Source organism: Bartonella sp. AA83SXKL (genome assembly GCF_042196965.1).
Taxonomy (GTDB): Bacteria; Pseudomonadota; Alphaproteobacteria; order Rhizobiales; family Rhizobiaceae; genus Bartonella.
In genome coordinates, this window is record NZ_JBHIRG010000003.1 from 46366 (window position 1) to 62130 (window position 15765).

The 15765-nt window shown below is 36.0% G+C and carries 13 protein-coding genes and 1 pseudogene; 9 read left to right on the forward strand and 5 right to left on the reverse strand.

Features of this window, described 5'->3' with window-relative positions:
• Window positions 1-141 precede the first annotated feature (141 nt).
• The 8 genes and pseudogenes from ACFINO_RS02405 to ACFINO_RS02440 all read left to right on the forward strand — a co-directional run bounded on the left by ACFINO_RS02405 (window position 142) and on the right by ACFINO_RS02440 (window position 9420).
• Window positions 142-1524: an amino acid permease gene (locus ACFINO_RS02405; protein ID WP_375654990.1), complete on the forward strand. Its 1383-nt coding sequence runs from the start codon at window positions 142-144 to the stop codon at window positions 1522-1524.
• Between the two features lie 952 nt (window positions 1525-2476).
• Window positions 2477-2638 (forward strand): hypothetical protein, encoded by a 162-nt coding sequence (locus tag ACFINO_RS02410; RefSeq protein ID WP_375617748.1) that lies wholly within the window; start codon window positions 2477-2479, stop codon window positions 2636-2638.
• A 113-nt stretch (window positions 2639-2751) separates the two neighbouring features.
• On the forward strand, window positions 2752-3165 hold the full coding sequence (locus ACFINO_RS02415; RefSeq protein WP_375633852.1) for a hypothetical protein: 414 nt from the start codon (window positions 2752-2754) through the stop codon (window positions 3163-3165).
• Between the two features lie 52 nt (window positions 3166-3217).
• Complete coding sequence (locus ACFINO_RS02420; protein WP_375654991.1) at window positions 3218-3922, forward strand: filamentous hemagglutinin; 705 nt, start codon at window positions 3218-3220, stop codon at window positions 3920-3922.
• 19 nt (window positions 3923-3941) lie between these two features.
• A pseudogene (locus ACFINO_RS02425) lies at window positions 3942-4339 on the forward strand (hypothetical protein).
• A gap of 362 nt (window positions 4340-4701) precedes the next feature.
• Window positions 4702-5103, forward strand: a complete 402-nt coding sequence (locus tag ACFINO_RS02430) for a hypothetical protein (RefSeq protein WP_375633850.1) — start codon at window positions 4702-4704, stop codon at window positions 5101-5103.
• Window positions 5104-5267: 164 nt separating this feature from the next.
• Window positions 5268-5717 carry a hypothetical protein gene (locus ACFINO_RS02435; protein ID WP_375643042.1) on the forward strand — a complete coding sequence of 150 codons (450 nt, stop codon included), beginning with the start codon at window positions 5268-5270 and terminating at the stop codon, window positions 5715-5717.
• 949 nt (window positions 5718-6666) lie between these two features.
• Complete coding sequence (locus ACFINO_RS02440; RefSeq protein ID WP_375654992.1) at window positions 6667-9420, forward strand: autotransporter outer membrane beta-barrel domain-containing protein; 2754 nt, start codon at window positions 6667-6669, stop codon at window positions 9418-9420.
• Window positions 9421-9691: 271 nt separating this feature from the next.
• Here the strand turns inward: ACFINO_RS02440 and ACFINO_RS02445 are convergent, their stop codons facing one another.
• From ACFINO_RS02445 to ACFINO_RS02460, 4 genes are read right to left on the reverse strand one after another with little or no spacing between them, the layout of a single operon-like run.
• Window positions 9692-10954, reverse strand: coding sequence for an acetyl-CoA carboxylase biotin carboxylase subunit family protein (locus ACFINO_RS02445; protein ID WP_375643036.1), 1263 nt, complete (start codon window positions 10952-10954; stop codon window positions 9692-9694).
• Entirely contained in the window at window positions 10951-11895 is a 945-nt protein-coding gene (locus tag ACFINO_RS02450; RefSeq protein ID WP_375654993.1) for a DMT family transporter, read from the reverse strand. The genes ACFINO_RS02445 and ACFINO_RS02450 overlap by 4 nt, the downstream gene beginning before the upstream one ends.
• Window positions 11892-13097 carry a DUF6421 family protein gene (locus ACFINO_RS02455; RefSeq protein ID WP_375654994.1) on the reverse strand — a complete coding sequence of 402 codons (1206 nt, stop codon included), beginning with the start codon at window positions 13095-13097 and terminating at the stop codon, window positions 11892-11894. Before ACFINO_RS02455 ends, ACFINO_RS02450 begins: the two co-directional genes overlap by 4 nt.
• Window positions 13084-13644 (reverse strand): prephenate dehydratase domain-containing protein, encoded by a 561-nt coding sequence (locus ACFINO_RS02460; RefSeq protein ID WP_375654995.1) that lies wholly within the window; start codon window positions 13642-13644, stop codon window positions 13084-13086. Before ACFINO_RS02460 ends, ACFINO_RS02455 begins: the two co-directional genes overlap by 14 nt.
• Window positions 13645-14290: 646 nt before the next feature.
• Here ACFINO_RS02460 and ACFINO_RS02465 point away from each other — a divergent pair.
• Complete coding sequence (locus ACFINO_RS02465; protein ID WP_375643021.1) at window positions 14291-15073, forward strand: ATP12 family chaperone protein; 783 nt, start codon at window positions 14291-14293, stop codon at window positions 15071-15073.
• 34 nt (window positions 15074-15107) lie between these two features.
• On the opposite strand, the gene ACFINO_RS02470 is transcribed toward ACFINO_RS02465, so the two are convergent.
• Window positions 15108-15653: a hypothetical protein gene (locus ACFINO_RS02470; RefSeq protein WP_375621407.1), complete on the reverse strand. Its 546-nt coding sequence runs from the start codon at window positions 15651-15653 to the stop codon at window positions 15108-15110.
• Window positions 15654-15765 lie beyond the last annotated feature (112 nt).

The following is a 15765-nucleotide window of genomic DNA, read 5'->3' on the forward strand; positions in this document are numbered from 1 at the left end:
TCATTGTTTAGAGCAAAGTGTTGGACTGGCTGGTCTTCGATGTTTTTTGAAATATATTTGTGAAAGAAACATGAGGCTTTATTTCTCATAGAGCTGTTATCGTGGTGTGGATTGTCAGCATTTCAAAAAGTAAGGAAAGAAATGGCAATAAATGAACTGAAAAGAGGGATGAGTAAGCGCCAAGTTATTTTTTTAGCTCTTGGTTCTGCTATTGGAACAGGTCTTTTTTATGGGTCTGCACAGGCAATTAAGCTTGCGGGTCCCAGTGTTTTGATTGCCTATTGTATTGCTGGTTTAGCTATTTTTATGGTTATGCGGGCTCTAGGAGAGATGATACTTCATAATCCATTGCCTGGTTCTTTTGCTCGTTATGCGGCAAATTACATATCACCATTAGCAGGTTTTTTAACGGGATGGACATATGTATTTGAGATGATTCTTGTTGGTTTGGCTGATATTACAGCTTTTGCGACTTATATGGGGTTTTGGTATCCTGATGTTGCTCCTTGGGTATGGGCACTGAGTATTACATTAATCATCACAGGTATTAATTTAGCTGCTGTAGAAGTCTATGGTGAACTAGAGTTTTGGCTATCTTCTATTAAAGTTATCGCTATCATTGCGATGATTATTTTAGGAATAGCAATTATTTTTTGGGGGTGGGGTGAAGGTGCAGATTTTTCTACCGTTACTGTTCATAATTTATGGAAAAATGGTGGACTTTTTCCCAATGGTTGGTTTGGTTTTTTAGCTTGCTTTAGTGTTGTTGTTTTTGCTTTTGGTGGCATAGAAATCATTGGCATGGCAGTCATGGAAGTTCAAAACCCTCATCAAACGATTTCAAAGGCAATTAATTCTACTCCAGTTCGTATTTTGCTTTTTTACGTCATGACGTTAGCTATTTTAATGTCTCTTTATCCTTGGAATGAGATTGGTCTCATGGATAGCCCTTTTGTATCCATTTTTGAAAATCTTGGGATTTCATATGCAGCAAATATTTTAAATATTGTTGTTGTTACAGCGGCTATTTCAGCAATGAATAGTGGAATGTATGGTGCTTGTCGTATGATCCATGGTTTATCGCAAGAAGGTTATGCTTTAAAAAAGTTTCAATATTTATCAAAAAACGGTATACCAGTTTTTGTTATTTTGATGATCTTTGGTATTTTTCTTCTTGGTGCTGTCCTTAATTATTTTTATCATGAAAAGCTTTTTTTTCTTATTGCTGCAATGGCAACATTTGCGACAGTTTTTGTTTGGATGATGATTCTACTTTCACAATTTTTTATGCGAATTAAGATGCCTAAAGAAGCTCAGAATGGTTTAAAATTTCCCATTCCATTTTGGCCAATAGGATCGATTTTTTCTATTTTATTTATGGTTTTTATTTTTATTCTCCTATGGTACTTTGATGAGACACGACCAGTTTTAATTATAGGTGTTATTTGGATTGCTTGGCTTGTTATTTGTTTCTATGCACTTAAACTTTATAATTTTAAGCAAAAGAATCTGAATAAAATGTGAATAGAGAAAAAACTCAAAACAAATAGCTGATGTCATCAGGAGAACAGGTGTTTGATTGTTTCTCTAAAGGTTAGAACAATCTAGATTGAAAAAATCTGCTCGTTATTATTTTGCTTTGGAAGTTTTTGTGAGCCATTGCTTACGGTAACGACAAAATCATATAAATATTAGGCGTTTTTTTGATGGTGAGCTGTGCCATCAATATAAGTCTTTCAGGTTAAAATGCCTAACAGTGCAAATAGATTTTACCAGATACATGATTATAGGCAGATATATTTTTCTAAACGTATTAATGAAGTTCTGTTTCACGAAAGAAGTTATTGTAAGAATTGTTTTTTAAGCTCTTTAAAAAATTGGTTGTTTAAATTTTGTTGTTTAGAAAATTACTATTGCTTTTAGAAGCGAAGATAAAGTTCTTTATGTATTTTTTTCTCAAAGAGGATTGGCGTTTGTAGAAAATAGTGGATAACAAAGTTACATGAGGCATTGTATCATTGTTTTTACAAAAACTTTAATAAACAGCAGCAAGGTATTACAATAAAATCTCATAGAAGAGTAAATTAAAGAGAACAATGAACGTGTGACAGTTTTACGATTCTTATTGTTATTGTTCTCACAAGAGGAAGGATCAAACTTATTTTTTTAATATTGATACAAGAGTAATTTTTATTACAAGTGGAGGCGGACAAAATGCACTCCGCAACTGTATTTCGGTGCAAAATTATTCAATATTACCATAAAAGGCGCTCAAGAACACTACGACTAGCAAAAACAATCATCGGAAAATGGCTTTTTACACGAGAAATCTTCCAATAGCTCTGAAACACACACAACAACAATTCTCTCTATCCTTGAGGCAACAGGCAATGTTGATATGGATGTACAATGAGATGCTACGATTATTGCTTCTCATCTGATTTCCGATCAAGATATCAATGTAATGGGAGAAAGTATGACGATTGTTGGCATGACAGACCATCATAGCAGCCATTCACAGACGCGTGAAACAGGTTTTGATGGGAATAGATTTGACTTTGTAAGCAGAATTATTAGCGGTAATGGCTATACCTACGAGACGATACCTGCTGGCAGTAACGTTTGGATAGAATGGTAGAGAGTGGCTACAAATCCCATAAATCCCCATACTTGCCTTGGAGATGCGAGCCAAGCATGTCGGTATGTTCATGGCTCATTCAATCGAGTACAAGTCCCTTTAAGGAGGAAAAAATGAAACAAAGCTTAAAATTATTGAGTATAATAGTTCTGTTAAGTATCGCTGGATGTCAGTTTAATAAAACTCCTGGAGGGTATTTGAGTGCTTGGGAAAAGCCAGGAGCAGATTTTACTGAAATAGGAAAAGCATTATTAGAATGTGGTATGCCAACTCCTTATGATGTCGATCCAGAAAACAGAAAGCAGAGCGTCAATGCAAAAGCAACAACTTATGCTTGCATGCTTCAATCAGGTTTCCGCTATAAAGATGAAGAGGTAGCAAGAGCGGGTGGGCCATGTTATACTTTTAGAGCCGAAAACTTGCCCATTTGTCGTCCGGGCGCTGTCATCCCGAGGCGCAGTGTCAAGAAGCGCTTAAACAGCCCTTTTTGTAAAAAATATAAAAACGCACCTGAATGCAAACCTTAAGTCTTGCTGTTAGTGACGATCAACAATCCCACTATTTTTGCATTTGCTTGGAATGGCGGGATTGTTCCCTCTCTTTCATTATTTAACGGATGAAGAAAAGCAGCATTTGCAAGAAGGTTCTGATGGCAAGGTGCATGTATCCTTTAATGGCATCTTTACTCCACCAGAGGAAGCCGCTGTTTATACAGAGCAACATGCGGAGAATAAAAATGAACCGCTTTATTTTGTTGTGTTCCCAGAAGCTGATTCTGCTATCTCAGAACTTCTAGTCGCGGGCTATCAGAAGTTTATGGAAAATAACTTTTGGGGTTTGACCAATTCAACACAAGAAGCAAAAGATTTGATGTATAGCTATGGTCTTACAGGATTAGAACTTTATGGACATAGTCGCGGGACAATGACATTGGGGAATATGCTGAATTCTTTCAAACAAGAAGGTGTTCGCGGGATAGCCGACAACACGAATATCAATTTCTATGGACCAGCCTCTAATGTTTTAGTTGCATACGGTCTGTTAGGTTATGTGAGTGATGGCAAACAAACCATTATTGGTTTTGATGGGAATAGATTTGACTTTGTAAGCAGAATTATTGGCGGTAATGGCTATACCTACGAGACGATACCTGCTGGTAGTAACGTTTGGAAAGAATGGTGGAGAGTGATCATGAATCCCATAAGCTTCCATACTTGTCTTGGAGATGTGGGTTATAAATGCCAAAAGTTTTATGACACATCTCATTTAGAACAAAAGCCTTGAATTAAATCATGGAGTAAAAATGAAACAAACTCTAAAATTATTAAGCGCGATAACTCTATTGAGTATAGCTGGGTGCCAGTTTAATAAAACTCCTCCAGGAGAGATAGCTACGTGGGAGAAACCTGGAGCAGATTTTACTGAGGTAGCAAAAGCATTATTAGAATGTGGTATGCCAACGCCTTATGATGTTGATCCAGAAAGCAGAAAGCTCAGCTACAATGCAATAGCAACCATAGAAGCTTGTATGCTCCAATCAGGTTTCCGTGATAAAGTGGGGGGACTTGGTGCGAGAATCATAGAGCCGAAAACTTGCCCATTTGTCGTCCGGGTGCTGTCATCCCGAGGCACAGTGTCAAGAAGCGCGTGAACAGCGCTTTTTGTAAAAAATATAAAAATGCACCTGAATGCAAACCTTAAGTCTTGCTGTTTGTGACGATCACAATCCCTACCTTCATGTTTCTCATACCCGTACGCGGGGGGCTTAATTCAGCATGTCAATGCTATTTATTTATGGGTACCACAACTGTTGGCGCAATAATATAAAATATCTATTTTGGTTGTAATCAAAATATTGATAATAATTATAAGCATATCGTTGATAGATATATGATTTTAGTAATAATTTTACCGTATTTTTGATATAATAATTATGGCATAATCTTCGGAAAGATAAAATAATATAGGTTGATAATGTTCATCATTGTTTTGGAAATAAAAAACAGCATGTAAAATAATTTATAGATTGTTTCGTAATATCAAAATTACTCAAGGATAGGAAAATGAAGCAGATTTTAAAATTATTAAGCGGGATAACCTTATTTGTTATGGCTGGATGCTACCCTGAGCAGCCTTCTCGAACAGCTGTAGATGCATGGGAAAAATCCGGTACTGATCAGCTTGAGATCAAAAAAGCTTTGTTAGAATGTGGAATACAGCATCTTGATGGTCGTCTTGATACAGAAACAAGTACGGATGAGAAATTCAATGCTGAGGAGTCTGTGAATGCATGTATGATCCAAGCAGGTTTCCAAGATAAATTGGGAAGAATGAAGTGGTGTGAGAAATATAAAAATCTTCCAATTTGTCAGCCTGATGCAGTTATTCCTCAGCGAAGTGTAGAGAGGCGTTTGAATAGTCCTCATTGTCAAGAGCATAAAGAACAACCTGAATGTCAACCTTAAGTATTGAGGCTGCTGTAATCAAAAATCCTTACATTCTTGTTTTTCCATGGGGGGGGGTGGGATTGTTTCTTCAATATCTATATGCTAACAAAAGTCATCTTGCGTGTGAGTAAATATTAGAAGACTTATCAGTCTTTCTATCGTAAATATTGACGGAGGGGGAAATGAAAAAAACATTGAAATTATTGAGTGCTATAATTTTATTAAGCTCTGCTGGGTGTATTAGCAAACCTCCCCCATCGACGTTAGAATTATGGGAAAAGTCTGGTGTCAGTAAGTCTATGGTCCAACAAGCACTGTCAAAATGTGGTTGGAAACCAATCTACGCTTCTTCTAAAAATATGGATTCGCGTGCAAGTGATTTTGCAGCAGTTTATGAGTGCATGACTAAAGCAGGTTATCGGTACAAATTACAAGATTCAAAGGGAATCTATTTTTCATCAACGCCGCGAAGTGATTCATTTTTAGTCAATTTAATGGTAGCAGGGTATCAGCAGGTTATGGACAATGATACTTTTGTTGTAACCAATTCGACAAAACAAGAGCGAGATTTGATGTTACGTTTTGAAAATGATAAAAAGCGCCAGAAAATAAAAAAAGCTTTGTACAAGTGATCATCAACAGTAGAACGTTGATTTTTAAAGCAATAATTAAATAAAAATATTAAACGGGAGAAGAGAGAAATATAGCTCTTTTGTCTCCAATGTAGTTATATTCATCAGCTACGAGATTGGCAATAGTGTTGTGGTCAGATGATGCTAGCGGAGGATAGTGGGTTGTTGTTTAGAGAAATTTATTCAATATAAAGAATGGCAAATAATAGCTTTGCTAAAATATCTGCTTTAACGATAATAAACAGATATCTTTCATAGAGCTAATTTTGATGAAATTTTATTTTGGTGTTTTTTAAGTTCAGAATGGTGAGTGTTTTACTGTATTTTAGATTTTATCAAAAGATCTAAAATATTACATTTATTAATTCAAATCATTGATGATAGGGTATTAGGAGAAGTTTTTTATTTATTCAAATTTCTTTGTTAGATATTTAACATTTTTAATATAGAAATTGTGTACATTAGCTTATACATTAGTGTGCAATTTCTTGTTTTTTTGTTGTGGTTGAAGAGATGATGCGGTTATAGATTTCGTATATTGTATCTTTTTGTGCTGTGTTTTATTAAAACGTTTTAATCGTTTAATCTTAAAAGTTATTCTCATGTTGTTGTATTTTTATTTTTTTGTGGTGAGATAAATTGAATATTATATCTCTTCAAAATTCGCATTTTTTCACGTTTTTTTAAGATTGGTTTTTGGGCCTTTTGTAATTACAGTTTTCAGCGGTTTTTGAGATGCCTTCTTTAAAGGGATTGTCCTCCTAAATGGTATTTTTAAACTTTTTGTTCTTTCTTTACATAAAACACAAAACATATTATTGAATGCTATGATTTTATCATAAAAAAATAAAATAATTTTGTTTGTTTTGTTCTTATTGTGTTTAATTTGTGGTTTATTTTTTTTCCAGCATTTTTTGTTTTTGTTGAAAAAAGAAAGTTTTGAGAAACAATGATAGTCAAGGTATCTAACAATCACTTGTATTCGTGCTTTTTTACAGCAGCTATTTTTTCTTTTTTGTTAAATATAAATATTGAGGCACATTCTCATTCATATACATCACTGTCATGTGATGAAAACAAATTACCTTACGGATGCAGTGATGGTTCAAAGCATACAATTAGTGATAAAGTATATAAATTCACGGCGCCTGTTAAAGAAAAGAATGGGGAGGGTCGTTCTCTCATGTTACCTGCTGCTATAGTAGTGCAGGAGCCAAATACAGTTATTCAGGCAACGCGTGTAGAGGTTGAAGCTACTGCGGGTATAGAAGATATTTATGGTGTTTTTGTATCACGAGGGGGAAAAATTGTTTTGAGCGATTCAGCTTTAAAAAATGTATCAATAGGTCTTAAAGCTGATAGTGGAATGATTGAGGTTAATCGTGGAACAATTGAGGCTTCTCAGATTGCTGCTTATGCAGAGAAGCGAGGAGCATCTGTTACGTTAACGAATACAAAAATTAAAGTGGAAGGTTTGGGTATCGGTCAAGAGAGTGCTCTTTTCGTTAGTGCTGATGCGGGTATTCAGATGAAAAGTGGATTTATTGATGTGAATGATGCTGCTGCGCTTTATGTGGGGAGAGGGGGGAGTGCGACTTTAGATGGTGTTACCATTGCTTCAAAATATCAAAAAACAGAAGACAAAGAAAATACAAATGAAAAAAGTACACATACAGTTTTCAATGTAAAACATCAGGGTTCTGTTTATGTAAAAAATACGAATATTATTTCTACGGATGTTCATGTTTTAACAGTTGGACAAGATTCTAACACGCCATCCAATAACGGCAGGGAAGGAAATATTTTAATTTCGCGGGTTAATATTGAAGATTCAACAATTAAAGCAATAGGTAACAAACATGGTATGTATTTTGAGAGGGATGGGGAAAATGATGCGTATGAACAGGGGCTTGTCTTTTTGAAAAGGACGATTTTTGAGGTTCCAGATGGGACAGCTGTTCATAGTAATAACAGTCGTAGTTATATTGGAGTAACAGAAGGTACAAAAATTTTTGGTGACTTATTATTAACAGTTGAAAAGGGGGGGAGTGTAGCGATTTTGGCTAATTCTTCTTCATTGATAGGAGGGACTCGTGTTGCCGATGATTCTATTGCTGAGCTTTATTTAACAGGGGGATCAAAATGGTTTTTGACAAAAAGAAGAGAGATCGATTTGCAAGTTGCAAACCGTACAAGTTCGTCTATTTCATTTGTGAAAGTTTCTGATAGTTTTATTGCTTTTGAGACTCCAATGTTTCAGGAGTATCAGACACTTCATATTGGGAAGGGAGAAAAAGAAGTTTATAGTGCGCAAGATAGGGCAGATATTTATCTCAATACGCATCTCAGTAGTGATGGTTTGCTCGATAATAAAAAAACTGATCGGCTTTTAATACATGGTGATGTTTCTGGAAAAACAACAGTTTATGTGCAATTTGTTGCAGGAAATCAGGGTGAGATAGCAACCGGTGAAAATGCTCATAGTATTTCACTTATTCAGGTTTCTGGAAAAGCGGCAGAGGATTCTTTTCAGTTAAATCGTGCTTATATCGCATTAGAGGGTTTGCCTTACCAATATTATCTTCATGCTTATGGTCCAGCTTCTGCTCTTGGAAATGCACAAACTTCTCAAAGATTGGTTGAAGGAGATGGAGATTTTTGGGATTTTCGCCTTGAAAGTAAATATATTCAGCCTGCTTTAGAGGTGTCTGCTATTCCCCCTTCCGAGTTAAAGGTCAGAGAGGTTGTTCCACAAGTTCCAACTTATCTTTTGTTACCAAATGCTTTATTTCATGTTGGGCTCATGGATATTGGTCATCAACAAAAGCAGTTGCAAGCTACGCGGTCTATTCCTCGTAAATTATTAAAAGTTGAAGGGAACTTTGCTTTATCTGTTCACGGTTATGGTGGGAGTTATCGTTATGTCTCAGATCTTTCTATACTTAAATATGGGTACGATGGTCATGTTGATTATAACGCTATAAAAACAGATATTTTGCTCAAAACAATAGAGAGCGCATATAGTACGACATCTTTTGGGATTATGGGAACCTATGGAAAGCTTTCTTTACAACCTCGTAACGTGGAACGAAGCCAAAAGAGTACGTTTAATAAATGGTCATTTACGTCATACGGTAGTGTGGAACACAAAACTGGTTTTTATATAGATGGTCTTTTATCTTATGGTTTGTTTAAAGGGGATGTGCGTAGCCATGTTTGGGGTAAGACGGCGACATTAAAAGCAAATCCTTTGAACGTTTCGTTTTCTGCTGGTAAAACGTTTATGACAGGATATAAAGATCTTATTTTTGATCCGCAACTTCAGCTTATTTATCAACATCTTCAATTTGATAAGTTTCGTGATATTGATGGATTTGATGTTGATATGAAAAAAATGAGTCAATGGTTTGTACGTGTTGGTGGGCGTTTAAGTAAAACATTTACAGCCTCTGATAAGGATCGTATCACTTCTTTTTATGGCAATATTCATCTTGCTCATTGTTTTGGTAAAGAACAATTTGTTCATTTTAAAGATGTTTTTCAGTTGAGTGCTTTCGGTTCTTCCTTAGAAACAGGTTTGGGTATCAATGCGCAGTTTTCTTCTAAAGTTACACTTTACAGTGATCTTAGCTATCAGCATAGGTTAACCAAGGCTGGTTTTTCTGGAGTTCATTTTTCTGGTGGTTTGCGCTATCATTTTTAATAAATCTTTTAAAAAAATAATAAATGTTATTTTCAAAGTCTTGTTCTACTATCGGAATTAAAACCATTGTTTGTGCAGAATTTTAGTTGCTTCTTTTAATAATGATATCATGTGTTTTAATAAATATGAAAATATCGTGTTGATTTATTTTTATCTACTATAGCATTTTTCAAATGCTTTAAAAAATTTGTTCATCTGATAAACAGATTTAAAATGAGAAAATCCTACGATATCGGCGTTCTCATTCAATATGAATAACGATAAATTATCATTATAAATCAGTATTTTGCCATATGATGCTTAAGGTATCATCGAGCCATTTATGGTAATTGCGTGCTTCTTCGTTTGAGTTATGAACAGAGAAAATAAAACCAGGATATCCACCAAATGCTGGTGGAGGTGGTGAAATGTGATTGGTTTCAAAAAAAATGATAGTTCTGGCGGTTTGAGGATGCTGTGCAACCTTATCCAGACCTGAAAATCCAGAAAACCGTCCATACCCATGAAGAGGAATAATATAATTTGCCGCCACTTTTTCAGTTGGGAGTATATCGGGAAGGTCTGGGGTTTGTTCAGCTAAAGCGGCATTCATACATAGTTTTGCAAATGAAATTCCTGTACCTTGCTCAACAATAAAATGGGAAACACCTGATCCACCTATACGAGCGCCTATCTCAATGATATAAGGTAAATTATTAGCATCTAGGCGTAGCTCTACATGGGCAGCACCCATATTTATACCAAGAGCTTTAACTCCAGAGCATGCAGCCTCACATAAAGCAATAATTAAAGGATCATCTATATCACATCGTTGACGATAAATTGTTTCTTCAAACCATGGTCCCTCAGGCTGTCCCTTGTCTCCAACGGATAGAACGTGTACACCTGCTGTATCAACAAAGCATTCTACGACAAACTCTTTTCCTGGCAAATACTGTTCTACGACTAAGCCTACAGGTTTACTTTTATCATTAAAACGTGCCATGTCTTTATGCTGAACATTCCATACGGCTTTAATGAGATCAGGAAGTTCAGCGGAATTTTTAGCTAACATGACGCCTGCACTTGCCCATCCAGAGACGGGTTTAATAACGACTGGATAATCCAAGGCTTGTGTTTTTGATAGGTCTTCTGGATGATCTATATAAAAGAATCCTGGTGTTCTTAAGCCTGCTTTAGCGAAAGTTTGACGCATGAGATATTTATTTCTGGTTAATGCTGCTACTTCTGGTTCAATACTTGGAGTATTGATTTTTTTTGCAGCCAAAGCTGTCCATAGGATGGCTTCTTCGCGAAGGGTCATAACCCCAGAAATATTGCGTTCTTTTGCTCCTGTTGCAAAAGTGTCTAGAGCTGCCTCTGGGTTATCAAAAACAGGAAGTTGCCAAGTTGAAGTTACTGCTGCAGGGTGTTGAGAGGGAACGCTTTCAGCGGTATCATAGATCATTACTAATTCGATATTAGCTGCTTGTGCTGCTTCAAATATAAATGGTAATTTTGCATTGCGCTGGCAAACTAACGCGAGTTTTTTCATTTTGTTTCCTTATTAAATTTGGAGTTTTGAGAATGGCGTTTATGTTGCCATGTAGATACCTTTGATGCATCTATAAATAAGAGTGTCATCCCTATAACAACTACAATCATAGCAATTATTTTGATCATATTGAGAGAAGGGCTCGAGCCGATTATCCATTCACATGCAATCACTGCAAAAGGGGATAATACGCCGATAGTGTTGGCGTATAATACGCCTCCTTCGGCTAAAACTTTTTGATATAATACGTAAACTGGTGCCGAGCAAACAGTTCCTAAAATCAATATTTTAAATATATCTTCTAACTTAAGATAGAAGAGTGGGGCAGGATCAAAAATAAATAATGGCATAAATGATGCTGCAGAAATTGTCGTGATCCAAGCCAGTGAGGTGAGCAAAGGTAGATTTTTAAGATAACGTTTAGACAATAAGCCATAAGCAGAGTAAGAAAGGGCTGCTGTTAAAGCAAGAGCTATTCCTATTAGGCTGTATCCACCTTCTCCATTGTTTATATTGAATGCCACAGCTGCTACACTGACAATTATCACTCCACTAAGCTTCAGCCATGAGAATTTAAGGACATTTGTCAATGCACCTAATATATAAGTAATTCCTGGAATAGTAGCGAGCACCATGGTTAAATCACTGGCTTTGAGCGATTTTAATGCACCAAAGCTGCATACAAAATACAGCGAGAATCCTAACACTGAGAGAATTAAAAAAGAAGGTATCATGGAAAGCAATGGTAGGGATCTGAAAACAGCTTTCTCACGAAATACTGCAATCAGCCATAAGGTGGCAGCGGTGGCAAACAACCTAAGTCCAACCGCATGCATGACGGGTATATTGCTAACCAAATTCTTAGATAATAACCAACTTATGGAAAACAATGCTAGAATGGCAAAAGTAAATAATAATAATCGTCCTTTTATAAAACTCAATGATTTAATCCTCTAATCACTCGCTGTGCATAAGATGATGTTGAAAAATTAAATCGTGACTGTGAAGTTTGCGGCTTACCAAGATTATTTTGGATATAATCTTTAGCTCCTGCCAAATAAGCGTCATCATCTAATGCTTCAAGTGCTTCTATATCTGCTATCATCAATATTATTACTTTTTCAAGACGCTCCAAATCAAATTGAAGATAACCTTGATTTGTTTCAATCAATGCTTTGTTCCGCATCAATATTTCAAAAAGCAAGATCCCTGTACCAGCATCGAATGTCATATGCTGATCAGAATCTTTTGGATAACGAAATATGCGTTCTAATAGGATAAATTCAGTTATTTCTTTCCAAAATTTTGGATGATTTTGTAGCATAATACGCACTGTAATTAAATCAACTTTAGTTTCTTCTAGAAGACCTGTAAACCAATTTAATTTTATATACAGATTTTTATCCAATGGCCGCGGTCCGGTATGATGTGCATAGTCATGATAATAGCCCCACAAACAGCGAGCATCGTAAATGTCTTCTTTGGATAAGTTACGACTATGCAATTGACCGAACAGGAATTTACTATCTCGACCGAGTAAACGTTCAGCTTCCACAATTGTTTGCTTGTTGTAAATATCAAAGAATTTACTGAAAAAAAACAAAGCAAATGCTTGCTTATCAATTTTTTGAGCAGCCGCTACAGATTCTGGGAATAGAACAATGCAATTGCCTTCTAAAAAACCTCTTGATGCTATTCCCATTTTTATACATTGAAAAGGTGATAGATAATTATTTGTATATTTTGAGGCGTCAGCAAGATAGGCCGTTTCATGACGATATCCTGTAACTAATTCCAGCTGGAATCCTTCTGGATCAGGTCCATTTGTTGCACGCATTGGAGCCAAGAAAAACAAGGGAGCATCTGGTAATGGGGCTTTGAAAGCAGCCAAAGTGTTATCAAATTTAGGAGGGGTCGTTAAACCGCTGATTATCCACTGATGAAGATCATCAGAAATGGTCGCTAAAAGTTTTGGAGATAATCCGTCAAGAATATTGGCATGGTGGTTCAGCAGAGTGATCAATTCATTGATCATATTATTATCTGCTGAAGTTGGTTCTTTAATGCTCCCATCTCGTTCTTGGCGCATACGGAATTTGTCAACCAAGTTAACAATGGAAAGAAGCGCTTCAGATTTTTTCATGATTAGTTGACTTTAGTGAGTGGAGCAAAAAGGCCATTGGCACTTGTCCAAAATTTTCGACAATATTCAGCTTATAGCGATTTGCCGCAACTGATGTTGTGATACAAGCATCGGCTTTTTCAGCCTTACAAAGAACGGCTGCATCAGCATTGCTGTTGGCAAATACTTTGTCATATTGATGAGCTACCAAAGATTGCGGGGCAGAATGAGTCGCTACGGTTTTAATTTCATCAATGTTATTGCGTTTAGCTAAAACCATAGAGTGAGTAGGCATGATAAAGCTGTCAAATAATTGCATATCACCTAAACGGGTAAATATGAGTGTATGCAAATCAGGGTAAGCAGCACAGCTTAAGAGATATCCATCCTTTTTCTGAGCAAGTTCATTAAATGCTTCTTCAAGAGTTGCGTATAAGATAATACGGGATCTCGAGTCAGTGAACAAAATATTTTTATTGTGATTGTCAAGCCACCACTGTGCTGCTGCTGCACAGTTAGTATCTGCAGGGCCAAGTGTATAGATAAAAGTATTATTTTCAGATTGCATGATCTCTATTCTTTATAATTATATGCCTAAATTTAAATTAGTGTAATATGTAGAGTATATCAAGCACAATGCGTTAAGTAATTTAGTGCTTTATAAAATAATGTATATATGAAAGAAAATTTACAATTATAATTTTGTCTGTTCATTATTCTATCATGCCGTAAAACAGCGTCTTTTAGGGGAGTAATTGAGCAGAAAAATTCTATGCAGGGTATTTATTGGATATGTTAGAGAATTATTGGAATGGTTAAGCGAAGGTGAATGACACGTAAACCGCACTGCTCTATCATTTTTTGGATGAGCAGCGTTTTTGAATCTGTTCATATTGATAATACTATTATAGGTGAATAATAAGCAAATTGGTAAGGCGTGAACATCTTTGCCATAAAACTCAATATATTTAACGTCTTAATTAAGATAATACTTTTAAAAATTGTTTTACTATTATGATTGTATTAAATATATAAAAGGCAATCATCATTGTCTTGTTTGTAAAAGAAACATGAAATATAACTCTTAAGTTAGATTGAGATTGGCAAGATTTTTTTCTTCTTTGGAATCGTTAAGAAGGTCAGATTAAACCTTATTGAAGCTACAGAACCTAAAGAAACAGTCGCTTTCTTGAAAAAATCAGAGGTAAACAAATATGCGTGAGATTTTGGATCATTTTGATATGCCATTGAATAAAAAGAGTTCTGTTCAAAAGATTCAAAATCTTTCATTCCAATCACACCCAAAACGGTTTTATAAGCAAGTGAAGATCGCTTGTGAGGAGGGCGGCTTTACGATTTTGTTGGATGAACGTCCTGTAAAAACGCCCGCAAGGCGTCATTTTCATGTGCCAACAGAAGTGTTTGCTGAATACGTTGCTCAGGAATTTGAGAACCAAAAGCACGTTGTTGATCCTGCAAAAATGCCGATGACGCGTTTGGTTAATACTGTTATTGATGGTATCGCTGATGATATGCAGGCGGTTTTTGAAGATTTATTGCGTTTCGTTGCATGTGATATGATCTTTTATCGTGCACAGACACCTAAAGAGTTGGTGCAAAAACAATCTGAACAATGGGATCCTTTATTAGATTGGGCAGAAAAAAAACTGGGTGCGCGGTTTTATTTGACAGAAGGGCTGATGCATGTGGAACAATCACCAGAAGCACTTCAAGCTGTGAGTCATTATTTACGTAGAGTTGAGTCTGCTTATATACTTGCGGCACTTCATATGATGACAACATTAACGGGATCTGCTCTCATTGCTCTTGCTGTTGCTGCGGGAAACATTGATGCTGATCATGCTTGGTCTATTGCCCATTTAGATGAAGATTGGATGATGGAGCAATGGGGAACGGATAAAGACACAATAGCACGCCGTGCTCATAAAAAAGTTGAATTTAATGCTGCTGCTACAATTGTTACAACTTGTTTATAGGGGAAAATCTTTTATTTACGTGCATTCTTTTCGCTCAGAGTATTTTTGTGACTTTTTGAGGATTGGTTTTTACTTTATCAAGTCCAGGAAATAGTTCATTGGTTATGGTTAAGAGCGCTTCGTCATTGCCACGGATAAAATACCATTGGTTATCGTGAAGTAGGGCAATAATTTCAGTTTGAATAGAGCATTTTTTTCCAGCATTTGTTGTGGTTACAAGCTCCACGGGTATAACAAAATAAGGGGTACCATTATCAAGGGTACCTTCACGTTTTTGTTTTTGATCAATGTTGATCGTTTCAATCTTGTAACTTTCTGCCAACCGTTCTATTTGGCTTTTCATGATTTGTAGAAATTGTGATTGATTAAGATTTTTTTTGGCGGTTAAGCGGTTGATGACTTGGGGAGGAATAGCATTTAAGATGGCATTTGCATCGGCATTTTTAAGTGCTTTACTATAAGCAGATGTTGCTTTCTCAAGAGTTGTAAGTTTTTGGTTGGTTATTGTATGTGCTTTAGTTGTTGATGTGATAAAGACAATGCATAAAAGAACGGGAACGAGAAAACAAATTCGCGGCATTAGAAACCTTTGTTAATTCATTTGAAGAGATTCAACACATTATAAAGGAAAAGCGGACGAGCAAAAAGCCTCTTGCGCTTTTGCATGAGAAGAATATCCACAAAAATGGAGG